Source organism: Pseudogemmobacter sp. W21_MBD1_M6, from assembly GCF_052119585.1.
In the GTDB taxonomy this organism is placed as follows: domain Bacteria; phylum Pseudomonadota; class Alphaproteobacteria; order Rhodobacterales; family Rhodobacteraceae; genus JBGQOJ01.
Genome location: NZ_JBGQOJ010000018.1, coordinates 24,636 through 48,431, shown reverse-complemented (window position 1 = coordinate 48,431; position 23,796 = coordinate 24,636). Strand labels below are relative to the sequence as shown.

Genomic DNA, 23,796 nt, shown 5'->3' with positions numbered 1-23,796 from the left:
GGAGGCTCTCCTTGGCGCGGGTTCGCGGTATTAGCTGTCGTAGTCGATCACATGGCGCAGCTGTTTTTCATATTCCAGCGCCTTGCCGGTGCCCAAAGCCACACAGTTCAGCGACTCGTTCGCGACCGAAACCGCCAGACCTGTCTGCTCGCGTAGCGCAAGGTCCAACTCGCCCAGCAATGCGCCGCCGCCGGTCAGCATGACGCCACGGTCAACGATGTCGGCGGCCAGATCGGGCGGGGTTGCTTCCAGCGCTGTCATCACCGCTTCGCAGATCTGCTGCACGGGTTCCGACAGGGCCTCGGCGACTTGCGCCTGATTGATCTCGGTTTCTTTAGGAACGCCGTTCAGCAGATCGCGACCACGGATCATCATCGACGCGCCGCGTCCATCGTCGGGCATGCGCGCGGTGCCGATAGAGGTCTTGATCCGCTCTGCCGTGCTTTCGCCGATCAACAGGTTATGTTGGCGACGCAGATAGCTGATAATCGCCTCGTCCATCCGGTCGCCACCCACGCGCACGGACCGCGCGTAAACGATGTCGCCCAGCGACAGAACGGCAACTTCAGTGGTGCCGCCGCCGATGTCGACAACCATGTTGCCCGTCGGGTCGGTGATGGGCATGCCCGCACCGATCGCTGCGGCAATCGGTTCGGCAATCAGACCGGCGCGGCGGGCACCTGCGGACAGAACCGACTGACGGATCGCGCGTTTTTCAACGGGGGTCGCGCCATGCGGCACGCAGACGATGATCTTGGGTTTCGAAAAGGTCGTGCGTTTGTGCACCTTGCGGATAAAATACTTGATCATCTCTTCCGCGGTGTCAAAATCGGCAATCACGCCTTCGCGCATCGGGCGGATCGCCTGAATGCTGCCCGGGGTTCGCCCCAACATCAACTTGGCGTCCTCGCCGACTGCCAATACCTGCCGACGGCCGTCCTTGACGTGATACGCAACCACGGACGGCTCGTTCAGCACAATGCCTTTGCCTCTGACGTAGACAAGGGTGTTCGCCGTCCCAAGGTCAATTGCCATGTCGGACGAAAACAGACCCGATAAACCAAACATGAAGGGGTTCCCGAAATAAGATTTGAGCCCGCGACTCTACAAGCCCGAACGGTGTCTCTTATAGGCACTCTGCCGGACGCGGGTAAAGACCTTGAATCCCGCGCGTCAGCACAAATCCGCTAAGTCCAAGGCGCTTTGACCGCGCGGCAGGCCCCGCCGTGCCGGAAAAAAAGGGGCAGGAAATACCTGCCCCCTTTTCGGTCATTTGACCGGATCTCGCCCTTATGACACGTCTTTGTAGGACACCTCGCGCTTGTCCTCGCCGGGGGCTGTCCGCGCGCGGCGCACCAGCAGACGGTTCAGCGCGTTGACATAGGCCTTGGCGCTGGCGACGACGGTATCGGTATCGGCGGACTGGCCGGTCACGATCCGCCCGTCTTCCTCCATCCGCACAGAAACAGTCGCCTGCGCGTCGGTGCCTTCGGTCACGGCATGCACCTGATAAAGCTGCAAGCGCGCGTGATGCGGGAACAGTTGTTTGACGGCGTTGAACGTCGCATCCACAGGGCCGTCGCCGGTTGACTGTGTCTTGTGCTCGACCCCGTCGATCAGCATGGTCAGCTCTGCCGATTGCGGGCCGTCGGTGCCGCAGACAACATGCAGGCGCTTGATCTGCAAACGGTCGTTTGCCGCATCTTCGCCGACCCGCATCAACGCGACCAGGTCGTCGTCATAGACCTCTTTCTTGCGGTCGGCCAATTCCTTGAACCGCACGAAAACGTCGTTCAATTGGTTGTCGGCAATCTCGAACCCCAGATCCTTCAGCTTGGATCGCAACGCGGCCCGCCCCGAATGCTTGCCCATCACCAGACTGGTGGCGGTCAGGCCGATGTCCTCGGGGCGCATGATCTCGAAGGTTTCCGCGTTCTTCAGCATGCCGTCCTGATGGATGCCGGATTCATGCGCAAAGGCGTTCTTGCCAACGATGGCCTTGTTGAACTGCACCGGAAAACCCGACACGGTCGCCACAAGGCGGCTGGCCTTCATGATCAGCCGGGTGTCGATGCCGGTGCGGTAGGGCATGATGTCGTTGCGCACCTTCAGGGCCATGACGACCTCTTCCAGCGCGGTGTTGCCGGCGCGTTCGCCCAAACCGTTGATCGTGCATTCGATCTGCCGCGCGCCCGCGCCGACGGCGGCCAGCGCATTGGCGGTCGCCATGCCCAGATCGTTGTGGCAATGGGTGGCAAAGATGATCTCGTCCGCGCCAGGCACCCGCTCCAGCAACATACGGATCAGATCGGCACTTTCGGATGGCGCGGTATAACCGACGGTGTCGGGGATGTTGATCGTCGTGGCCCCCGCCTTGATCGCGATTTCCACAACGCGACACAGATAGTCATGCTCTGTCCGCGTGGCATCCATCGGCGACCACTGCACATCACCGCAAAGGTTGCGGGCATGGCCGACGGTGACGTTGATCTTGTCGGCCATCTCGTCCTGGCTCAACTTGGTGATGTCGCGGTGCAACGGAGAGGTGCCGATGAAGGTGTGGATGCGCGGCTGGCCCGCATGTTTCACGGCCTCCCATGCGCGGTTGATGTCATTCGTGCTGGCCCGCGCAAGGCCGCAAATCACCGAATTCTTCGATTGCTTCGCGATCTCGCTGACCGCCTGAAAATCGCCTTCCGAGGCGATGGGAAAACCGGCTTCGATGATATCGACGCCCATTTCATCCAGAAGGGCCGCGATTTCCAGCTTTTCGGCATGGGTCATGGTGGCGCCGGGCGACTGTTCGCCATCACGCAACGTGGTATCGAAGATCAGGACGCGATCTTGGTCGGATGCTTGTGTCATAGGGGTTCTCTTTATCTTGGCGTTTTTCGGTATGGTGGAATTTTCCGGCGCTGCCTACCCCTGAGCGGTCGCGCCGAAAGGCACGCTCAAGGGCGAATAAGACGTAGGCACAGCAAGGACAGGGCCGCCAAGGCGCCCGTCTGGATCATCGCTTTATCTGTGCCAGTGTTCATGCGCCGGATCATACCCGCGCTTTACCGAATGGAAAGGCTTTTTTTGACCTTCGGGCAAACTCTATTATGTCCAGAGGCAAAGCAGGGGGAAAGCATGCAGAATGCGTTGATCATCGGCAGCAGTGGCGGCATCGGAGCCGCGCTTGTGGCGGGGCTGCGTGCCAAGGGGGGCGCGGTCACGGGGCTATCGCGGTCGGCGGACGGGCTGGACATCACCAACGAGACCTCGGTGGCGCAGCATCTGGGCAAGCTGTCCGGCCCTTTCGATCTGATCGTCGTGGCAACCGGTGCCTTGGCAACGGGCGGCCACCAGCCGGAAAAAACCATCCGCAGCCTGACGGCCGATGGCCTGCGCAGCCAGTTCGACGTGAACACCATCGGCCCGGCACTGGTCCTGAAACACAGCATCCGCCTGTTGCCGCGCGATCGGCGCGCGGTTTTCGCGGCGCTGTCGGCCCGTGTCGGGTCCATCGGTGACAACGCATTGGGGGGCTGGTATTCCTACCGTTCGGCAAAATCGGCGCTGAACCAGATCCTGCACACCGCCGCGATCGAGCTTGCGCGAAGCCATCCTCAGGCCGTCTGCGTTGCCCTGCATCCCGGCACGGTGGAAACGGACTTTACTGCAAAATACCTCGGCCGACACCCGGCTGTGGCCGCATCGGTGGCCGCAGAAAACCTGCTGGATGTGATCTCGGGCCTGACATCCGGCCAGTCGGGCGGCTTCTATGACTGGCAGGGCAAGCAGGTTGTCTGGTAGGCGTCCGCTTGCTGTCCTGACCATTCTTCTCGGTCCAAATACTCAGGCGCCGCAGGCATTTAAAGTATTTTGCCTGCGGCGCGGATATTTTTAGAAGTCAGAAAACAAAGGATCAGTTGCCTTCAGCCGGTGTGGCGGCATCGGCCGGAGGCGGCGTTTCGGGGGCGGCTACAGCCTTGTCCGTTGCAGGTGTGATTGCATTGGCGGTTCCGTTCAGCGCGCCGTTGTCCCAGTCGCCGCTGCTTTCCTGACCCGTGGCATAGCGCATTGTTCCGGGGCCTTGCCGCTTGCCTGCCTTGAACGTGCCGTCGTAGACATCGCCGTTGGCATAGGTCGCCGTGCCCTGGCCTTCGATTTCGCCGTTCTTCCAGTCACCGGTGTAGACAAATCCGTCGGGCATCTGGATCGACCCTTTGCCGTCTCGCTGGCCATTCACGAACGTGCCGACATAGACTGTGCCATCGGCATAGGTGGCGGTGCCCGCGCCATTGCGCTGGCCGTCGCGCCATTCGCCTGAATAGCTGTAACCGTCTGCATAGGTCATCGTGCCAATGCCGTCGTTTTTGGCATTCTTGAACTCGCCCTCGTAGACAAGGCCGTTGGCATAGCGTGCAATGCCGCGGCCTTCGATTACGCCTTCCAGCCAGTCGCCTTCGTAGGTGTTGCCATCGGGATAGGTGATCTTGCCTTTGCCCTCTGCCAGATCGCCCTTGAACTGACCTTCGTAGACGGATCCATCGGGATAGGTGACGGCACCGGTGCCCTCGATCCGGCCCTCGACCCATCCACCGATATAAAGATAGCCGTCGGTGCCCCTGAACGTGCCCTGACCGTGGCGCTTGTCATTCTGGAATCCGCCTTCGTAGAGGTCGCCATTGGCATAGGTCACCTTGCCGATCCCCTGACGTTTCCCCTCGACCAGCGTGCCCTCGTAGACGTCGCCATTGGGCTGCACCAGTTTGCCGGTCCCGTTGATCTGCCCGGCTTTCCACTCGCCGGTGTAGACCAGCCCGTCGGGCATCGTCAGAACGCCCGCCCCCTCGCGGTCGCCGCGTAGCAATGCGCCTTCATAGATCGCGCCATCGGGGTAGGTGATCTTGCCCTGGCCTTCCTTGACGCCGGACACCCAGTCACCTTCGTAGATATAGCCGTTTGGGCTGCGCATCGTGCCTTTGCCGTGGTGCGTGGCGTTGCGGAATGCGCCTTCGTAGACCACACCGTTGGCATAGGTCGCGATGCCGTTGCCGGTGATCTTGCCATCCAGCCAGTCGCCCTCGTAGGTGCCGCCATCGGCAAAGGTGATCTTGCCAAAGCCCTCGGGTTTGCCCTTGGCGAACCGGCCCTCGTAAAACGACCCGTTGGCAAAGCGCGCCGTGCCCTGGCCCGCGATTTCTCCGGCGACCCACTCGCCGCTGTATTCATAGCCGTTCGGCAGGCGGTAGGTGCCGCGCCCGTCCTGTTTGCCGTCCTTGAACGTGCCCTCGTAGACGCCGCCATCCTCGTATTGTTTGGTCACCACATCGCCGGTTTCCTGCGCGAACAGGGGGGCCGCGCAGCAGGCATAGGCCAGAAGGCTGCCCAAAAGCGCCTGACGCCCGATGATAAACGGTTTCGAGTTCTGCACATTGGCCCCCTGCGGCGCACCGCCGCGTGATGCAATATTCCGGGTGGTCCGGTTCGAAAACGACCCTAATTCAGCAGGGGAAGCGTGACAACGCCTTTTGGCATCAATCGGCTTTCACTTGCGCGTAACTCTGGTAAGAAAACACCAAAGTTCCAGGGGGCAGACATGGCCGAGAAATTTCGCCTGACAATGGCGCAGATGAACCCGACGGTGGGCGCGCTGGCGTCCAACGCCGAAAAAGCGCGCCTTGCATGGATGGCCGGCAAGGCCGCCGGTGCCGATATGGTCGCCCTGACCGAGATGTTCCTGACCGGATACAACCCGCAAGACCTTGTGTTGAAACCCGCCTTTCTTGCCGATGTCGCGGCCCATCTGGAGGTGCTGGCGGCAGAATGCGCCGACGGCCCGGCGCTGGGTATCGGTGCGCCGCTGATGCGCGACGGCCAGTTGTTCAATGCCTATTTCATCCTTCAGGGCGGCAAGATCACCGCGACGGTCCTTAAACACCACCTGCCGAACGAAACGGTCTTTGACGAGGTGCGCCTGTATGACAGTGGCCCGATCAACGGGCCCTACCGCGTCGGGCCGATCCGTATCGGCACACCCATCTGCGAGGACGCATGGCATGTCGATGTGGCCGAGGCCCTGGCCGAAACCGGCGCGGACATCCTGTTGGTGCCCAACGGCTCGCCCTATTACCGCCGGAAACATGACACCCGCCTGAATATCATGGTGGCCCGCGTCATCGAAACGGGCCTGCCTTTGGTCTATCTGAATATGGTGGGCGGGCAGGACGATCAGGTCTTTGACGGCAGTTCCTTTGTGCTGAACCCCGGCGGGCAACTGGCGGCGCATATGCCGGTTTTTGATGAGGCGCTGGCCCATGTCGATTTCGTCAACGAGGGCCGCGGATGGCGCGCGCTGGACGGCGAAAAGGCAACGCCCCCCGACGCGTTTGAGCAGGATTACCGCGCCATGGTGCAATCCTTGCGCGACTATATGGCCAAGACCGGTTTCAAAAAGGTGCTACTGGGCCTGTCCGGCGGCATCGACAGTGCTCTTGTCGCGACCATTGCCGCCGATGCGATCGGCCCGCAAAACGTGCGCGGCGTGATGTTGCCGTCCGAATACACCTCTCAGGCCTCGCTGACGGATGCCGCAGGGGTGGCCCATGCGCTGGGCATTCAGCTTGATACCGTTTCCATCGGGGGGCCGCGCGCGGCGGTGACAGAGGCGCTTGCGCCCTTGTTCAAAGGCACAAAACCCGACCTGACAGAGGAAAACATCCAGTCCCGCCTGCGCGGCGTCATGCTGATGGCGCTGAGCAACAAGTTCGGCGAGATGCTGTTGACCACCGGCAACAAATCCGAGGTCGCCGTGGGCTATGCCACGATCTATGGCGATATGGCGGGTGGCTATAACCCGATCAAGGATCTCTATAAAATGCGGGTCTTCGAGACCTGCCGCTGGCGCAACGCCAACCACCGCCCGTGGATGCTGGCCCCTGCGGGAGAGGTGATCCCGCCCGCCATCATCGACAAACCCCCCAGCGCCGAACTGCGCCCCGACCAGCGCGACGACGACAGCCTGCCGCCCTACGAGGTGCTGGACAGGATACTGGAAATGCTGGTGGACGAGGATGCCTCGGTCTGCGATGTGGTCGCCGAGGGCTTTGACCGCGAGACGGTGAAGAAGATCGAACACCTGATCTACATCTCGGAATACAAACGGTTCCAGTCCGCCCCCGGCGCCCGCCTGACCCAACGCGCCTTCTGGCTGGATCGCCGCTATCCCATCGCCAACCGCTGGCGCGACCCGAGTTAGGGGCGGGACTTCGGGGCGACCCGTTACTCATGATTGATCTGATTTAGAAGAACAGTGCTTGCGGAAGCGATCATATATCTCTTCGCATGCCCAATGCGATGATTTCCAGACGACATTATCGGAAAGACCAAAATCTTTAATGTATTCCGTGTTGTCCCAACCGCATTTAGAGTAACGGAAATGGCCGCCGCCGTTCTTGTGCCGGTTGCTTAACCAAACGACCTGCCTCCGCAGATCGGGAAGCTGTTCACCGATCACATCGTTTCCCAAGATGCCAAAATCTTCGCTCTCCCCAGTGGAAAGAACTCCTAAGTCGAGACGCGCTTTGAACCTGTCGCGCGCGCCTTGCAGATGCTGTTTCCAGCGTTCCTTGATCGCTAGTTCGACATTAATGATTAGACCTTCGAGGCTATTCCGCGACTTTAGCGTATCGTAAAGGCACTCGAGATTATGTCTGAAACGTTCCACATCTTCCGTGGGATCGACTGCGATCAAGCAGCCCTTGAGCATCAACTCGAAGGCATGCGCGTACAAGAAGTCGATCGGCTCGTCGCGGGGTATCTTGAATGTTTCCAACGAAGCGGCATTACTGAGAAAATCTGCACTCTTCGCGTACGCATTGCCCAGTTCAAAGAAACCTACACACATTGCTATTAGTCCTTATCTGCCCCCCACCACTTGCTCACTCCCCCCTATTCCCGCATCAGCCCCGCAACCTCGCGCACCCGCTCGACGTTGTCCGCCGCGATCGACCCGTCGCGCATCTGCAGCGAGTTCTCGAACCCGACGCGCATTTTGCCGCCCATCCGGTGGGCGCGGATCAGGCAGTCGGTTTCCGCCGCGCCAAAGGCGCAGAGCGCCCAGGCGGGGGGCGAGTCATAGGCATGCAGCGCGGCTACCATCCGGTCCAGCTCTGCCGGGTCGGACTGTTGCCCGTCGGTATAGCGCCCCAGCACCAGCAGGATTTCCAGATCGTCCGCCGGCACGATGCCATCGGCAACGGCCTGCCGCATCGTGGCGATGTCATCAAGGTGGTAAAGGATATGCTGCACCCGGCAACCCGCCTCGGCGGCATCCCGGTAGAACCGCGTCGCAGCAGGGGTGTCCCCGTCCGACAGCATCTCGCGCAGGCCGACCGATACATGGCGCGGGCGCACGGCGGCGACCAGCGCGCGCTGCTCTGCCGCCGAATACTTGCCGACTGCCTCTGTGGTGATCTGCACCATCATATCCGGCACCGCCCGCGCCATTTCGGCCAGCAATTCCGTATAATGCCCGGCATCCAGAACATGCGCCCCCTCCGCATCGCGCACATGCGCATGCAGCCCCCCCGCGCCCGCCCTGAAACAGGCGGTGGCAACGGCGACGGTCTCGGGGATGCTGACAGGCAGCATCGGATGATCGGCTTTGGTCTTGCGCGCACCATTCGGGGCGACAAGCAGGGCGGGGATCGGGGTATATCTGGTCATGGGCCGACGCTAGGGCACCTCCCGTCCCGAGACAATCATGATCTTCGGCTTGTGCAGGGTTGAAGTTGCGGGGTAACGGTTCAGCTTATCCGGCTGGCGGGCTTCGGGCTGCCGACGGTCTGTCTTGCGAAAGGACAACAGGATGCAAACCCCCTTGGATACGGCACAGCCCGGCATGGGCCTTCAGGGCCGCTGGATTGCAATGGCCGTCCTGTTGATCGCGGGGTTCATGAACCTGATCGACGTCACCATCGTGAACGTGGCCCTGCCCAGCCTTCAAAAAGCCTTTGGCGCGACAAGCAGCCAGATCGAATGGGTCGTGGCGGGCTATATCCTTGTTTTCGCGCTGGGGCTTTTGCCAGCAGGGCGGTTGGGCGATATTCTGGGGCGGCGGCGGATGTTTGTGTGGGGGGTGGGCGTGTTCACCTTCGGATCGGCGCTTTGCGGTCTTGCGCCCTCGATGGAAACGCTGGTGGCGGCGCGGGTGCTGCAGGGCATAGGCGGCGCGATGATGACGCCGCAAACGCTGGGCATCGTTCCGGCGCTGTTCGCGCCCCACGAACGCGGCATGGCCTATGCGTTATTCGGATTGTCGGCGGGCCTTGCGTCGGTCACGGGGCCGTTGCTGGGCGGGGTTCTGATCGGGGCGGATATCTATGGCCTCGGCTGGCGCCCGATCTTTCTGGTGAACATCCCTGTCGGCGTGATCGCGATCTTTGCCGCGCTCAGGTATCTGCCAGAAGTGCCCGGCGCAAAGGGTCTGAAGAACGATTTTATCGGCATCGCGATCGCCATGGTGGCGCTGCTTCTGGTGATCTTCCCGCTGATCGAGGGTCGCCAGGCGGGCTGGCCGCTCTGGTGCTTTGCCATGATGGCAGCATCAGTGCCCGCAGCGGTGCTTTTTGTGCTGTGGCAACGCCGGCAGGCGGCCTGCGGGGGGCCGCAGTTGTTGCCTGTCAGCCTGATGGAGAACGCGAATTTCATGGTGGGAACCGGGATGGTCATGGTCCTGTTTTCCGGCATTCCCGGCTTTTTCCTTATGCTCGCGCTTTATTTGCAGAACGGCTATGGCCTGACGCCCTTGCAATCGGGCCTGACCACACTGCCGTTCTCGGTCGGGGTGCTGATCGCTTCGGTCGTCTCGGGGCGGCTCGGGGTGCGCTGGCCCCGCCGCCGGATTGCCGTGGGCGGGGTTCTGCTGACGACCGCGATGGTCTGGCTTCGCATCGTCGTGCAGCACACGGTTGACGACATCGTCTGGATGCAATTTGCGGTGCCGTTGCTGATCGGGGGCGTCGGCCTTGGCACGGCGATCTCGCCGATGTTCCAAACCGTGCTCTCGAATATCGAGGGCCGGGATACCGGCTCCGCCTCGGGTGCGCTGCAATCCTTCCAACAGGTTGGCGGCGCCTTCGGTGTGGCAATCGTCGGAGAGATCTTCTTCTCGCGCCTTCAGGCCCTTGGATCACCTGCCGCAGTGCCGCACGACATCTATGCAAACGCGATCGGCGGCGGATTGCTCTATAACATTGCCGCCTTCGGCCTTGTCGCCCTTATCGTCTGGCGGCTGCCAAGACCCCGGTGATTTGCGCTTCGCGCGTGGATATTTTTTCCAAAAAGAACCTAATCCTCTTCTTGGCTTAAATATCCCTGCGCGAAACGCAAAGCAGCACGAAGTGCCAGAAGGAATGGCGCCAATGGCGCCTTCTTTGGATCAACGTGCGGCTACCCTGGTCAAAGCATCATCTGGTAGCTGGCAGGGACAAAGCGGAATCCGCTGTCTTTCGCCTCGATGAAGCCCATTGCCGGAAACGGCATATGGTATCCGATGAACGGGGCCTTGTCCGCCGCAAGCATGCCCAGAACGCGGCGGCGCGAGGCAGCAGCGGCCGCTTTGTCGACGTCAAAACTGACCTCCCAGTCGGGATAGCCAAGGGACCAGACATAATGGTTCGCCAGATCGGCAGTCAACATAAGCTGCTGCCCTTCGCTTTCCAGCATATACCCCATGTGACCGGGCGTATGGCCGAAGGCATCCATGCCGGTGATCCCCGACGCTACACTGCCACCATCGTTGATAAAGGTCATCTTTTCGGCGACAGGGCGCACGCCCTTCTCGAACCCTTCGTTCGCGGCCATGTCCCAATAGTCGAATTCGGTCGCGCCGGTGACATATCGGGCATTCGGGAATGTCGGTGCCTCTGCCGTGCCCATGCCGCCGATATGGTCGCCGTGCATATGCGTCAGGACCACCACGTCGATCTGATCGGGGGAATAGCCCGCCGCCGCCAGCGCAGCAATGATCCCCTCGGCCGAGAGGCCGGTGTCGAACAGCACCAGTTCCGTGCCCGTGTTCACCACGGTCGGCGTAAAGAAAAACTGTGTCTTGTCGGCCGGGATAAAGTTGTCGTCAGAGACGCTTCCGAACTCCTCGGGGGTGACATTCAGGCCAAAGATGTTCTGCGGTGCCTCTACGGTCCGGGTGCCGGCCAGCAGCGCGGTAACCTCGAATCCGCCCAGTGCAAAGCGGTTGAACTGCGGGGTGGCCGCGCCCATCATCCCGGCGCTCGCGTAGGCGCGTCCGGTCAACGCGGCACTTGCCGCCAGGGGAAGGCCGGCGGCTGTGACAAGGGCCTGACGGCGGGTCAGTTTCGGGGAAAGGGACATTGAAACTCCTCCTGATTTAAAAATCCTGAGTGGCAGTTAGTGCGGAGCCTCGTCTGGACGAGCCTGCACCGATGCACATCGTCTGTGCATAAAGTGTGCATAGGATGCGCGCCGCCGTCAATCCCGCCCGATATGGACAAAAGCCCGCGTCTGTGAAAGACGGGCGCCAACAGGAGATTGCCATGACCGTTACCCGTTTTGCCCCGTCCCCCACCGGCTATATCCACATCGGAAACCTGCGCACCGCGCTGATGAATTTCATGATTGCCCGCAAGGCAGGCGGCACATTCATCCTGCGGCTGGATGACACCGATCAGGACCGATCGAAGCAGGAATATGCCGACGGGATCATGGAAGATCTGGAATGGCTGGGCCTGACCTGGGACCGTATCGAGCGGCAGTCGTTGCGGCTGGACCGTTATCATGCGGCGGCGGACGAACTGCGGTCCATCGGCCGCTTCTACGAATGTTTCGAGACACCGGTCGAGCTGGACCTGAAGCGCAAGAAGCAACTGAATATGGGCAAGCCGCCGGTCTATGACCGTGCCGCGCTGAACCTGTCGGAAACCCAGAAAGACACCCTGCGCGCAGAGCGGTCCGGTCATTGGCGGTTCAAGCTGGACCAACAGCGGATCGAATGGACCGACGGCATTCTGGGCGACATTTCCATTGATGCCGCTTCGGTCTCTGACCCGGTGCTGATCCGCGGCGACGGGCAGGTTCTGTATACGCTTGCGTCGGTTGTCGATGACATCGAAATGGGTGTGACAAGCATCGTGCGCGGGTCCGATCATGTGACCAATACCGCCACGCAAATCCAGATTATTCAGGCGCTTGGCGGCGCTGTTCCCTCCTTCGCCCACCATTCGCTGCTGACCGGCCCGCAGGGCGAGGCGTTGTCGAAACGTCTTGGCACCCTGTCCCTGCGCGACCTGCGTGCGGCGGGGGTCGAGCCTATGGCGCTGTTGTCGCTGATGGCGCGTCTCGGCTCTGCCGATCCGGTGGAGTTGCGCAGCTCGATGAACGAGCTGATCGAAGGTTTCGACATCACGCGCTTTGGCGCTGCGCCGACAAAATTCGACGAACAGGATCTGTTCCCGCTGACTGCAAAGCACAACCACAGCCTGCCGTTTTCGGCGATGAAGGACCAGATCGCGGCCCTTGGCGTGCCCGATGACAAGGCCACCGCATTCTGGGAAGTCGCGCGCGAGAATATCACCGTCAAGGCTGATCTGGCCCAATGGTGGACCCTGTGCCGTGACGGCGCAGAGCCGGTGATCGCTGACGAGGACAAAGAGTTCATCGCGACCGCCATGACCCTTCTGCCCGACGCGCCCTACACCCCCGAGACGTGGGGGGCATGGACCAGCGCCGTGAAAGAGGCGACGGGCCGCAAGGGCAAGGCACTGTTCATGCCGCTGCGCCTAGCCGTCACAGGGCAGGCGCATGGGCCGGATATGGCATCGTTCATGCCGCTTTTGCAGACAATCCGCGCCAAGACCTGACTGCGGCCTGACTGCGGCCTGATCCGCCACCGACTGTTGCCGCAGCGGCGGTTAGCAGCGCTTTCCGGTTGCCGCCAGGGCGCTGTCGACAAAGGCGGTTTCCCCCTTGGTCAGGCGCTGCGCCCTTGGGTATTGCGGGGTGTGGCGGTCATTCAGGATCGGGGCATCCCAGCCGCCCGTGGTGTCGAAAAAGCGCCGCGCGCCGTCCTCTCCGAACTCGGTCAGATAGCCCTGCACAACCGCATCGAGATAGCTGAGCAGGATCGGATGCTGCGCTGTCGTCGCGCCATGTTTCCCCGCGGGGACAGCATAGATCTGCACATCTATCGGGGTGGTCACGGGATGCATCAGGTCCGCACCATTCAGTGCTATGCGGTCATAGGCGAATTCCCGTTCGTCCAGCGCGGCCCAATCGTCATTCGGAACATGCGCGATCAGCCCGTCGATCACCGTGCCCGCAGCGGGCTCGCCGGTCAGAAAAGCCACAGGCCGCAGGGCGGTGTGCCGCCACACCCGCCGCCAGCCGGTCAGGTGCGCGGGATGCGCCTGACCGTAGCCATGGGTCTGCCGGTTGACCAGGCTGCCGTAGCCGAAGAAATAATTATGAACCATACGCCGGGATGTTGATGAATAATTTTCCGAATACAAGCCCTTGCCGGAATACGGCACATCAACTAGAGATTTCGACATCAGCGACGGGAGAATCTGGATCTCCAGTGCCGAAGGAGCAACCGCCCCGGTAAACTCTCAGGCCCAAAGGACCGACGCTGTTCAAAACTCTGGAGAGAGGCGCGCAGGCGTCCGCCGAAGGGATAACGATCTCAGGCGAAGGGACAGAGGGGGCATCAAATACGGGCCAGTCGTGGCACGTTCAATGATGCCAGTTCTTCCGAACCGGCGAGAAAGGGATGGCAGATGCCTGATCTGAAACGCACTTGTCTTTACGACCTGCATGTCGAACTGGGGGCAAAAATGGTGCCCTTTGCGGGCTACGACATGCCCGTTCAATACCCGCTTGGCGTGATGAAAGAGCATCTTCACACCCGCGCCGCCGCCGGTCTGTTCGACGTCAGCCACATGGGGCAGGTTATACTGCGTGCCAAATCCGGTAATACGGCAGACGCCGCCCTTGCGCTGGAAGCCCTTGTTCCCGTCGATGTTCTGGGCCTTGCCGAAGGGCGCCAGCGCTATGCGATGTTCACCAATGACGCGGGCGGAATTCTGGATGACCTGATGGTTGCCAACCGTGGCGACCACCTGTTTCTGGTGGTCAACGCCGCCTGCAAGGACGCCGACATCGCCCATCTGCGCGCCCGTCTGTCGGACACCTGCGATATCGAGGTGATCGAGGACCGCGCGTTGATCGCCCTGCAGGGCCCGATGGCCGAACGGGCGCTGGAACGCATCGCACCCGAGGCCAGCGATATGAAATTCATGGATGCCGCCATTCTGCCGATCAGCGGCGGCGAAATCTGGGTGTCGCGCTCTGGCTACACCGGCGAGGACGGCTTTGAGATTTCGGTTCCTGCCGTCGAGGCGACAGGCTTTGCCGATGCCCTTTTGAAGATGGACGCGGTTCAGGCGATCGGCCTGGGTGCCCGCGACAGTCTGCGGCTGGAGGCGGGGTTGTGCCTTTATGGCCATGACATCGACGAGACGACCAGCCCGGTCGAGGCCGCGCTGACATGGGCGATCCAGAAGGCGCGGCGCACCGGCGGGGCGCGTGCCGGTGGCTTTCCCGGTGCCGACCGTATCCTGCGCGAACTGGCCGAGGGGACGACCCGCAGGCGGATCGGTCTTTTGCCCGAGGGGCGTGCACCGATGCGTGCGGGCACCCTGCTTTACGCGACCCCCGAGGGCGGCGCGCCGATTGGCGAGGTCACATCCGGCGCCTTTGGCCCCTCGATCGAAGGGCCGATGTCGATGGGCTATGTGATGGCGGGCAATGCCGCCACGGGCATAGTGATCTACGGCGACGTGCGGGGCAAACGCCTGCCCGCGCGCGTGGCCGACATGCCTTTCCTACCCAACACCTACAAACGCTAACAAGGGACAATAGCGATGAAATTTACAGAAGAGCACGAATGGCTGGACATCGAAGGCGACCTGATTGTGGTCGGCATCACAGAACATGCCTCGACACAGCTGGGTGACGTGGTGTTCGTGGAACTGCCCGAAGAAGGCACTGCGGTGACCAAGGACGACGAGGTCGTCGTGATCGAAAGCGTCAAGGCCGCGTCCGATATTCTGGCGCCCCTGGACGGCGAGATCGTCGAGGTCAATTCGGCCCTGACCGATAACCCCGGTCTGGTGAACGAGGACCCGATGGGCGCGGCCTGGATGTTCAAGATGTCGGTCGAGGATATGTCGGCGCTGGACGACATGATGGACGAAGCCGCCTATAAGAAATTCATCGGTTAAAGGAGGCTTTTGATGCCCTTCACCCCGACAGACTACGATACCTATGATTTCGCCAACCGCCGTCATATCGGCCCGTCTCCGTCCGAGATGGCCGATATGCTGGCCGTTCTGGGGGTCGGTTCGCTGGACGAGTTGATCGACCAGACAGTGCCTGCCAGCATCCGCCAGCCCACGCCACTGGACTGGGCCCCGATGACGGAGCACGCGATCCTGCAAAAGATGCGCAAGGTTGCGGGCAAGAACAAGGTGATGACCAGTCTGATCGGGCAGGGCTATTACGGCACCGTGACGCCACCCGCGATCCAGCGGAATATCCTGGAAAATCCGGCATGGTATACGGCGTACACGCCCTACCAGCCGGAAATTGCCCAAGGCCGGCTGGAGGCGCTGCTGAACTTTCAGACGATGATTGCCGACCTGACAGGGCTGGAGGTGGCCAACGCGTCGCTTCTGGACGAGGCAACAGCCTGCGCCGAGGCGATGGTGATGGCAGAGCGCGTGGCAAAGTCGAAGGCGCGGGCGTTCTTTGTCGATGAAAACTGCCATCCGCAAAACATCGCCGTGATGCGGACGCGGGCGCACCCTTTGGGGATCGAGCTGATCGTCGGCGCGCCAGAAACGCTGGTGCCCGAACAGGTGTTCGGCGCGATTTTCCAGTATCCCGGCACCTATGGCCATATTCAGGACTTTACCGCGCCCATCGCGGCCCTTCATGCGGCCAAGGCGGTCGCAGTCATGGCGACGGACCTTCTGGCGCTGACGCTGCTGAAGGAACCCGGCGCAATGGATGCCGACATCGCCGTGGGCAGCGCCCAGCGGTTCGGCGTGCCCTTGGGCTATGGCGGGCCACATGCCGCGTTCATGTCGTGCAAGGACGCGTTCAAGCGCAACATGCCGGGTCGGATCGTGGGGGTGTCGGTGGATGCCCGCGGCGGGCGGGCCTACAGGTTGTCGCTGCAAACCCGCGAACAGCATATCCGCCGCGAAAAGGCGACGTCGAATGTCTGCACGGCGCAGGCCTTGCTGGCGGTGATGGCGTCGTTCTTTGCGGTGTTCCATGGGCCGAAAGGCCTGCGCGGCATTGCCGAAATGGTGCATTTCAACGCGGTGCGTCTGGCCCGCGGCCTGCGCGATGCGGGCTTTGATGTGCAGCCCGCCGCGTTCTTTGACACGGTGACGGTGCAGGTTGGCGCGATGCAGGGCGTGATCCTGCGGTCCGCCGTGGCCGAGGGCATCAACCTGCGCAAGGTGGGCGCGGATCGCATCGGTATCTCGGTTGACGAGATGGTCGATCCCGAGATCATCGGGAAGGTCTGGCGTGCCTTCGGGCTGGAGGCCGACGTGGACCTTGCAGTTCCCGACATCGCCGTGCCCGAGGCGTTGATCCGGCAGTCGGCCTTTCTGACCCATCCGATCTTTCACATGAACCGCGCCGAGGCCGAGATGATGCGGTATATGCGTCGCCTGGCGGACCGAGACCTTGCGCTTGACCGCTCGATGATCCCGCTGGGGTCTTGCACAATGAAGCTGAACGCAGCGGTCGAAATGATGCCGGTCACATGGCCCGAATTCGGCCAGGTGCATCCCTTTGCCCCCAAGGATCAGGCGGGCGGCTATGCCGAAATGCTGGAAGACCTCAGCGCGAAGCTGTGCCAGATCACCGGATATGATGCGATGTCGATGCAGCCCAATTCCGGGGCGCAGGGCGAATATGCGGGGCTGCTGACGATTGCGGCCTACCACCGGTCGAATGGCGACACGCACCGCAACATCTGCCTGATCCCGGTGTCGGCCCATGGCACCAATCCCGCCTCGGCCCAGATGGCCGGGATGGAGGTTGTGGTGGTGCGCTCTGCCTCGAACGGCGATATCGACGTAGCCGATTTCCGCGCCAAGGCAGAGGCGGCAGGCGACAATCTGGCGGCCTGCATGATCACCTACCCCTCGACCCACGGCGTGTTCGAGGAGACGGTGAAAGAGGTCTGCGAGATCACCCACCGCTTTGGCGGGCAGGTCTATATCGACGGTGCGAACCTGAACGCGATGGTCGGCCTGTCGCAGCCCGGACAGATCGGCGGCGACGTCAGCCACCTGAACCTGCACAAGACGTTCTGCATTCCGCATGGCGGCGGCGGGCCGGGCATGGGGCCGATCGGCGTCAAGGCGCATCTGGCGCCGTTCCTGCCCGGACACCCCGAAACCGGCGGCGCCGAAGGGCCGGTGTCGGCGGCGCCTTACGGGTCCGCGTCGATCCTGCCGATCAGCTGGTCCTATTGCCTGCTGATGGGGGGCGCTGGCCTGACGCAGGCGACCAAGGTGGCGATCCTGAACGCGAACTATATCGCGGCCAGCCTGCACGGATCCTATGAGGTGCTGTTCAAGGGGCGGCAGGGCCGCGTCGCGCACGAATGCATTCTGGACACACGCCCGTTCGACGAGACCGCGCATATCACCGTGGATGACATCGCCAAGCGGTTGATCGACAACGGCTTTCACGCCCCGACGATGAGCTGGCCCGTGGCTGGAACCCTGATGGTAGAGCCGACGGAAAGCGAAACCAAGGCGGAACTCGACCGGTTCATCAGCGCCATGCTGGCGATCCGCGAAGAGATCCGCGCGGTCGAGGATGGCACGATGGACGCCACGAACAACCCGTTGAAACACGCCCCGCACACGGTGCAGGATCTGGTCGCCGATTGGGACAGACCCTATTCGCGCGAGCAGGGATGTTTCCCGCCGGGGGCGTTCCGTGTCGACAAATACTGGCCACCCGTGGGCCGTGTCGACAACGTGTTCGGCGACCGCAATCTGGTCTGCACCTGCCCGCCGCTGGAAAGCTATCTGGACGCCGCCGAATAGAGGCTAAGCCTTGGGCATAAGCGCGCGCAAGCGTGCCTTGTCCTCGTCCAGCAACAACGCGTCTTCGGCATAACCGAGGGCGCGTTTTGCCATTTTGCGGGCCGCATTGGCCAGAGCGGGGGTGTCATGTGTCGCCAGATAGGACAGTGATTTCATCACGCGGGTCTGGACCTCCAGCACACCAGCGCCATCGCGGATGATCGGGGAAAAGGCGTCCTCGATCAGGTCATCGGCGGACAGGGGTGCGACGAAAACATTCGGGTGCCCCTTGGCGGTGTCTGTGGTTTCATCCTTGAAGGTGCTGAGGATGCCGGTGCTGCGGGTGATGATGTCGATCGCGGTGCCCGCGTCGTTGATCCCCGGTGACAGCGCCCTTGCGGCGATTTCGGCCAGCACAATCAGGCCAAAGCGCGGATCCTGATCGAAGGTGCGCATGTCGTCGATGACAAAGGCGTTTCGCAAATGATCCCCGATGTCGTCCGCCTGCCCGACATAGGACAAAAGCGGGCTTTCCGGGGTGACAAAATGGCCCGGACTTTCATGGATATAGATTTTCAGATCATGCTTTTCGGCGCTGGCGGTAAGGCTTGAAATATCAATGAACTGCACATAGCCAAAGGCATTCGCGGGCAGGGGTTTGGCCTTTTTCGGGACTGTTTTCAAAGGCTGCGCCTTCATGCAGGGGGCGGACATACGCATGGCCATGCCCTTTTTAGCCACCCGTTCCACCATCCGCGTCGTATCGTCCATGCTGCCCAGAGAGGACAGATGCTCGATCCAGCGCAGGATGGCGACCACGACCAACCCGATCACAAAAAGCGCGACGATAAAGATGACAGCGACGGACCTGCCGCCATAAAGTTCGGCACTGATCACGATGATCGACACCAGCGCAAAGATGAATGCGCCCAGAAAGGTGGCCAGCACGGTTTGGGTTGTCGTGTCTTCCAACAGCAGGCGGTGCGCACGCGGCGTCACCTGTGACGATGCCGCCTGATGGGCCGTGACCATGACGCTGAGCGAAAAGGTGACGACGGCCAGCATGCTGGAGGCAAGAATTGTCAGGACCGGCATGACCCCTTCAGATGTCAGCAGGGTGTTCAGGAACGCGGGGATGAAGGGATGCAATACAACGCTTGCCACCGCAGCAAAGACGGACAACAGCGCGATCAAGGACATGCGGATCCACATGACACGTGTCAGCCGCAGCAGTTTCCAAAGGGGTTTTGACGTCATCGTGCTGTCCTGCGTGTTGTCACATTCACGGATCGGCTGTGCGCCGCCATGAACAGTCTAGCAGGATCGAGGGGTGTTGACAGACGCGAAAATTGGTCAGGATTTCGCGTCTGTCCGCTATTTCAAGCCGGGGTCAGGTTACTTTGCGGGCTTGGTGCGGGGCTTGCGCAGGCTGACCGATGAATCGCCCGCCTTTGCAAATTTGCCCGCCGCCGCCGGTTTACCCTTGAACGGAGGCTTGCCGCCTGTCGGCTTGCCGCCCTTGAACGCCGGTTTGTCACTCGACGGCTTGCCTTCGGAACGATAGGCGGGTTTGCCCGCTGGCTTGCCTTCGGATTTGTAGGGCGGCTTCTGGCTGAACTTGCCTTTCGGCTTTGCCCGCTCTGTTACCGCGCCATCTGTCGTTTCCGGCAGATAGGGTTTGCGGCCCGCGTCGGATTTCGCCGCATAGGGCTTTTTGACATAGGGCGTCGAGGTGCGCGGCGCATCATCGGCGTTCCGGTCTGGAGAGTAGGGCTTGCGCGGTGCGGCATCGTCTTTTGGCGTGTAGGGCTTGCGCTCGCCAAAGGCGGGGCGCTCGCTGCGCTCGGGGCGCGGTCCACGCTCTGCCCGTTCGGGGCGCGGGCTGTCTGCGCCTTCGGGGGTGCCGTTCATCCGGGTCACGCGAATGCCGTCTTCCAGTTCGGCCTTGGGACCGATCGCCGTCATGAAAGCGTCAAAGCAACCGGCAGCCAACTGCACATGGGTTTCTTCGGGCTGCATGCGGATCGCACCGATTTCCTGCTTTGTGATGTCACCCGATCGGCACAGCAGCGGCAACAGCCAGCGTGGCTCTGCGTTCTGGTTGCGACCGACAGACACCGAAATCCAGACGCTGGCGCCAAAGTCCTCTTTCGCGGGCTTCTTGGTGTCCAGTGGCTTGTCGTTCAGCTCCTCCGGGGCAGAGCTTTTGGCGCGGTAAACGCGGACAAAGGCTGCGGCCAGTTGCTCTGGGGTGTGCAGCTCCAGGAGCTGCTGCACGAACGGCAGATCGTCCTTGCCCACCGGCTCTGTCAGCATCGGATCGCCCAGAAGGCGCTCGTTGTCACGGCCGATGACTTCGGTCGCGGACGGGGGCGGGGCCCATGTGGCGTTGACCTTGGCGCCCTGCAAAAGGCGCTCTGCCTTTTTGCGAAAGTTCTGGGGAACGATGATGGCGCTGACGCCTTTGTTGCCCGCACGGCCGGTCCGGCCAGAGCGGTGCAGCAAGGTTTCAGAGTTCGACGGAAGATCGGCGTGAACAACCAGTTCCAGACCGGGCAAGTCGATGCCGCGGGCGGCCACATCGGTTGCGACGCAAACCCGAGCGCGCCCGTCGCGCATCGCCTGAAGCGCATGGCTGCGTTCGTTCTGCGACAGTTCGCCCGACAGGGCCACGACCGAGAAACCGCGATTGTTGAGCCGTGCCGTCAGGTGGTTGACCATCGCGCGGGTGCCGCAGAACACAAGAGCATTGCGTGCCTCGTAATAGCGCAGAACGTTGATGATTGCGTTCTCGCGGTCCGAAGTGGCAACGGTCATGGCGCGGTATTCGATGTCGACGTGCTGGTCGCGCTCGGCTGTGGTGGACACGCGCACGGCGTCTTTTTGATAGCTTTTGGCAAGGGCTGCGATGGAACGGGGCACCGTGGCCGAGAACATCAGCGTGCGGCGGTCTTCGGGGGCTTCGCCCAGAATGAATTCCAGATCTTCGCGGAACCCGAGGTCCAGCATTTCATCGGCTTCGTCCAGAACGATGGCGCGCATGGCGGACATGTCCAGCGACTTGCGCAGAATGTGGTCTTTCAGACGGCCGGGGGTGCCGACAACGATATGCGCGCCACGCTCCAGCGTGCGACGCTCGTTGCGCATGTCCATGCCGCCGACGCAGGTCGCGATTTTCGCGCCTGTCAGCGCGTAAAGCCATTCCAGTTCCCGGCTGACCTGAAGCGCCAGTTCACGGGTGGGTGCCACGATCAATGTCAGGGGAATATCGGCGCGGCCAAAGGTTTCCGAATCACCCAGAAGGGTGGGGGCAATGGCAAGGCCGAACGCGACGGTCTTGCCCGAGCCGGTCTGGGCGGAAACCAGAACGTCGGAGTTCACAAGTGCCGGGTCGGCCATTGCTTTCTGAACGGGGGTCAGGTCAGTGTAACCACGTTTTGTCAACGCCTGTGCAAGCGGCGAAACGATGCCTTCAATCTGTGTCATGTCAATCTTTCGGACTGTGTGTCAGCGCCGAATAAATGGACCATCCATCAGGCAGGCGCGTTGCCCCGCAGGATCTGCCTGCGGAACTTGATTGCGCCTCATACTGCGGTTTTTTCGGATTGTATAGGGCGTGCTGCGCAATGCAGCTAACCGGGCACTGCAAAGGTCAGGTTGGCCCACAGGCTTTCCCACAGGGCCTGTGTCTGCTCCGCCTTGGCGGCATCGGGTTCCCGCAGAACGACCGCATCCACCATATAGGTGTGACCCGCCAGCACCGGGATCATCGCGATTCCCTGACTGTCGGTGCGCGTTGTTGTTGTCACCACCTCGGCGTTCGCATTGCGGTCAAAGATTTCGACCTGCGCATCGGCGCGGGGCATGCCCTGATACAGAACCTTCACCGGCAGTCCGGCGCTGAGGTCATCGGTATAGGGGTTCGCCAATGCGACGATCTCGGTCTCCATCCCGAAGGTGCGATCTGTGCCCTTGCCATCCCCGACGGCGACAAGGCTTTTGGCATAGCGCGAATAGACCTCTTTGAACTTTTCCTCTGCCAGCCCGCGTTCGGCGTGACGTTCCAGAACGCCTTTGAAATCCTTGTGCTTGACGAAGCCGGTAAACTTTTCCCACTCGGTATAGGTCAGAACCGTATCGGTGGTCTGGTGGACAAGGATGTTCAGGCCATCCGCCAAGGGCGCGGTATCAACGGCGGGAATATTGCCCATGCGCCCTTCGACAGGGGCCATTGCATCGCCTGCGGCGATGTCGAACCGGACAAAGGCGCGGGGCATGTAGGAATATGTGCCGCCCTTGAAATCCTGGCCGACCTTTATATCCGCCACGATTTTTTGACCCGTTTCGACTTGAAAATCAGTTGGATCAAGCCAGAACTCATGGGATAGGGTCGGGCTTGCGGTCAGGCCCAGTGCAAGGCAGATAGTCAGTGAACGGAGATTGAACATGCGCGACACGATCCTTTTTCGAACACCCCAGAGGGTGCGCTTTGCGGGGGTGAAGTCAAGTCTCTGTGCCATGTTTGTGATCGCCGCCACAGCCTTTGCCGCCGCCGCGCACGAGGTGCGGCCCGCGATTGCCGATCTTATGATCGAGGGGCAATCCCTGACGCTGGATCTGCAACTGAACGTCGAGGCCTTTGTTGCGGGGATCAATCTGACCGATGTGACCGACACCAACGAGGCGGCGCAAGCCAAAGACTATGACAGCCTGCGCGCCAAAGACCCCGAGGCGATGGAGGCGGATTTTCGCAGGTTCTGGCCGCAGATGCAGGCCGGTTTGAACATTATGGTGGGGCCTGAGCGGATCATCCCCGACCTAACGGCCGTTGTGATCGGCGATATCGGCGATATCGACCTGCCGCGGGATTCGCATATTTCCATGACCGCCATCCTGCCCGCGAACGACGAAGGCGTGACGGTCGGTTGGGATCGCAGTTTCGGCCCGTTGGTCTTGCGTCAGACTGGCGCGGCCGAGACGGCCTATACCGGCTATCTGACCGACGGACAAAGCTCTGCGGTCATTCCGCGCACGGGCACCGCGAACGAGGGCGCGCTGCGGGCGTTCGGCACCTATATCAAGATCGGGTTCGAGCATATCCTGCCCAAGGGGCTGGATCATATCCTGTTCGTGTTGGGGCTGTTTTTCCTGTCACTGAAGGCGCGCCCCTTGCTGCTTCAGGTTACGGCATTCACCCTTGCCCATACGGTCGCGCTTGCCTTGGGAATTCTGGGATATGTCACCGTGCCCGCCACAATCGTCGAGCCGTTGATCGCGGCATCCATTGTCTATGTGGCCGTGGAAAACATTCTGACAAAGGACATCATCCGCTGGCGCCCCTTTGTGGTGTTCGCCTTCGGCCTCTTGCACGGGTTGGGGTTCGCGTCGGTTTTGGGAGAGATCGGCCTTGACCCGCAGCGTTTCGTGCTTGGCCTTATCGGGTTCAACATCGGCGTCGAACTGGGCCAGTTGACGGTGATCGCACTGGCGTTTCTGGCGGTGGGCGCATGGTTCCGGCAAAAGGACTGGTATCGAAGCCGCATCAGCAACCCTGCGTCTTTGGGGATCGCACTGGTTGGCGGCTATTGGTTTATCGAGCGGGTCTGGATTTGATCTGATTCAAAAAAGGGGCGCTATTGCGCCCCTTTTG

General features: G+C 61.5%; 18 protein-coding genes and 2 riboswitches. Of the genes, 8 read left to right on the top strand and 10 right to left on the bottom strand.

Features of this window, described 5'->3' with window-relative positions:
- Nucleotides 1-30: 30 nt before the first annotated feature.
- Together ACEN2R_RS15700 and ACEN2R_RS15695 are read right to left on the bottom strand one after the other, a co-directional pair.
- Nucleotides 31-1,068, bottom strand: a complete 1,038-nt coding sequence (locus tag ACEN2R_RS15700; protein ID WP_442043621.1) for a rod shape-determining protein — start codon at nucleotides 1,066-1,068, stop codon at nucleotides 31-33.
- A gap of 222 nt (nucleotides 1,069-1,290) precedes the next feature.
- Nucleotides 1,291-2,865 (bottom strand): 2-isopropylmalate synthase, encoded by a 1,575-nt coding sequence (locus tag ACEN2R_RS15695; protein WP_442043620.1) that lies wholly within the window; start codon nucleotides 2,863-2,865, stop codon nucleotides 1,291-1,293.
- A gap of 267 nt (nucleotides 2,866-3,132) precedes the next feature.
- Here ACEN2R_RS15695 and ACEN2R_RS15690 point away from each other — a divergent pair, with 267 nt between their 5' ends.
- Nucleotides 3,133-3,798 carry an SDR family NAD(P)-dependent oxidoreductase gene (locus tag ACEN2R_RS15690; protein ID WP_442043619.1) on the top strand — a complete coding sequence of 222 codons (666 nt, stop codon included), beginning with the start codon at nucleotides 3,133-3,135 and terminating at the stop codon, nucleotides 3,796-3,798.
- A 112-nt stretch (nucleotides 3,799-3,910) separates the two neighbouring features.
- Here ACEN2R_RS15690 and ACEN2R_RS15685 read toward each other — a convergent pair whose 3' ends face one another.
- Nucleotides 3,911-5,422, bottom strand: coding sequence for an MORN repeat-containing protein (locus ACEN2R_RS15685; RefSeq protein WP_442043618.1), 1,512 nt, complete (start codon nucleotides 5,420-5,422; stop codon nucleotides 3,911-3,913).
- 165 nt (nucleotides 5,423-5,587) lie between these two features.
- Here ACEN2R_RS15685 and ACEN2R_RS15680 point away from each other — a divergent pair, with 165 nt between their 5' ends.
- Nucleotides 5,588-7,246, top strand: a complete 1,659-nt coding sequence (locus ACEN2R_RS15680; RefSeq protein ID WP_442043617.1) for an NAD+ synthase — start codon at nucleotides 5,588-5,590, stop codon at nucleotides 7,244-7,246.
- Between the two features lie 27 nt (nucleotides 7,247-7,273).
- On the opposite strand, the gene ACEN2R_RS15675 is transcribed toward ACEN2R_RS15680, so the two are convergent.
- Together ACEN2R_RS15675 and ACEN2R_RS15670 are read right to left on the bottom strand one after the other, a co-directional pair.
- Nucleotides 7,274-7,894, bottom strand: a complete 621-nt coding sequence (locus ACEN2R_RS15675) for a hypothetical protein (RefSeq protein ID WP_442043616.1) — start codon at nucleotides 7,892-7,894, stop codon at nucleotides 7,274-7,276.
- Nucleotides 7,895-7,938: 44 nt separating this feature from the next.
- A complete protein-coding gene (locus ACEN2R_RS15670; protein ID WP_442043615.1) occupies nucleotides 7,939-8,715 on the bottom strand; it encodes a 3-keto-5-aminohexanoate cleavage protein in 777 nt (258 codons plus the stop codon).
- A gap of 142 nt (nucleotides 8,716-8,857) precedes the next feature.
- On the opposite strand from ACEN2R_RS15670, the gene ACEN2R_RS15665 reads away from it, so the two are divergent.
- A complete protein-coding gene (locus ACEN2R_RS15665; RefSeq protein WP_442043614.1) occupies nucleotides 8,858-10,300 on the top strand; it encodes an MFS transporter in 1,443 nt (480 codons plus the stop codon).
- A gap of 149 nt (nucleotides 10,301-10,449) precedes the next feature.
- Here the strand turns inward: ACEN2R_RS15665 and ACEN2R_RS15660 are convergent, their stop codons facing one another.
- Nucleotides 10,450-11,382, bottom strand: coding sequence for an MBL fold metallo-hydrolase (locus tag ACEN2R_RS15660; protein WP_442043613.1), 933 nt, complete (start codon nucleotides 11,380-11,382; stop codon nucleotides 10,450-10,452).
- A 182-nt stretch (nucleotides 11,383-11,564) separates the two neighbouring features.
- Here ACEN2R_RS15660 and gltX point away from each other — a divergent pair, with 182 nt between their 5' ends.
- On the top strand, nucleotides 11,565-12,887 hold the full coding sequence (gene gltX, locus ACEN2R_RS15655; RefSeq protein ID WP_442043612.1) for a glutamate--tRNA ligase: 1,323 nt from the start codon (nucleotides 11,565-11,567) through the stop codon (nucleotides 12,885-12,887).
- 51 nt (nucleotides 12,888-12,938) lie between these two features.
- Here the strand turns inward: gltX and ACEN2R_RS15650 are convergent, their stop codons facing one another.
- Nucleotides 12,939-13,499, bottom strand: a complete 561-nt coding sequence (locus tag ACEN2R_RS15650; RefSeq protein WP_442043644.1) for a gamma-glutamylcyclotransferase family protein — start codon at nucleotides 13,497-13,499, stop codon at nucleotides 12,939-12,941.
- A gap of 74 nt (nucleotides 13,500-13,573) precedes the next feature.
- Nucleotides 13,574-13,661: riboswitch (glycine riboswitch) on the top strand.
- A 3-nt stretch (nucleotides 13,662-13,664) separates the two neighbouring features.
- A riboswitch (glycine riboswitch) is annotated at nucleotides 13,665-13,726 on the top strand.
- 76 nt (nucleotides 13,727-13,802) lie between these two features.
- Between ACEN2R_RS15650 and gcvT the strand changes: the two genes are divergently transcribed.
- Genes gcvT through gcvP form a run of 3 tightly spaced genes read left to right on the top strand, consistent with a single transcriptional unit; the run spans nucleotide 13,803 to nucleotide 18,167 of the window.
- A complete protein-coding gene (gcvT, locus tag ACEN2R_RS15645) occupies nucleotides 13,803-14,933 on the top strand; it encodes a glycine cleavage system aminomethyltransferase GcvT (protein WP_442043611.1) in 1,131 nt (376 codons plus the stop codon).
- Nucleotides 14,934-14,948: 15 nt separating this feature from the next.
- Nucleotides 14,949-15,308, top strand: a complete 360-nt coding sequence (gene gcvH / locus ACEN2R_RS15640; protein ID WP_442043610.1) for a glycine cleavage system protein GcvH — start codon at nucleotides 14,949-14,951, stop codon at nucleotides 15,306-15,308.
- Between the two features lie 12 nt (nucleotides 15,309-15,320).
- Nucleotides 15,321-18,167, top strand: a complete 2,847-nt coding sequence (gcvP, locus tag ACEN2R_RS15635) for an aminomethyl-transferring glycine dehydrogenase (protein ID WP_442043609.1) — start codon at nucleotides 15,321-15,323, stop codon at nucleotides 18,165-18,167.
- Nucleotides 18,168-18,170: 3 nt separating this feature from the next.
- On the opposite strand, the gene ACEN2R_RS15630 is transcribed toward gcvP, so the two are convergent.
- The 3 genes from ACEN2R_RS15630 to ACEN2R_RS15620 all read right to left on the bottom strand — a co-directional run bounded on the left by ACEN2R_RS15630 (nucleotide 18,171) and on the right by ACEN2R_RS15620 (nucleotide 22,594).
- A complete protein-coding gene (locus ACEN2R_RS15630) occupies nucleotides 18,171-19,403 on the bottom strand; it encodes a DUF2254 domain-containing protein (protein WP_442043608.1) in 1,233 nt (410 codons plus the stop codon).
- Nucleotides 19,404-19,541: 138 nt separating this feature from the next.
- The gene (locus ACEN2R_RS15625; protein ID WP_442043607.1) at nucleotides 19,542-21,632 is read right to left on the bottom strand and encodes a DEAD/DEAH box helicase; all 2,091 of its coding nucleotides are present in this window, start codon (nucleotides 21,630-21,632) and stop codon (nucleotides 19,542-19,544) included.
- 146 nt (nucleotides 21,633-21,778) lie between these two features.
- Nucleotides 21,779-22,594, bottom strand: a complete 816-nt coding sequence (locus tag ACEN2R_RS15620) for a DUF4198 domain-containing protein (protein WP_442043606.1) — start codon at nucleotides 22,592-22,594, stop codon at nucleotides 21,779-21,781.
- A gap of 70 nt (nucleotides 22,595-22,664) precedes the next feature.
- Between ACEN2R_RS15620 and ACEN2R_RS15615 the strand changes: the two genes are divergently transcribed.
- Entirely contained in the window at nucleotides 22,665-23,759 is a 1,095-nt protein-coding gene (locus ACEN2R_RS15615; RefSeq protein WP_442043605.1) for a HupE/UreJ family protein, read from the top strand.
- Nucleotides 23,760-23,796 lie beyond the last annotated feature (37 nt).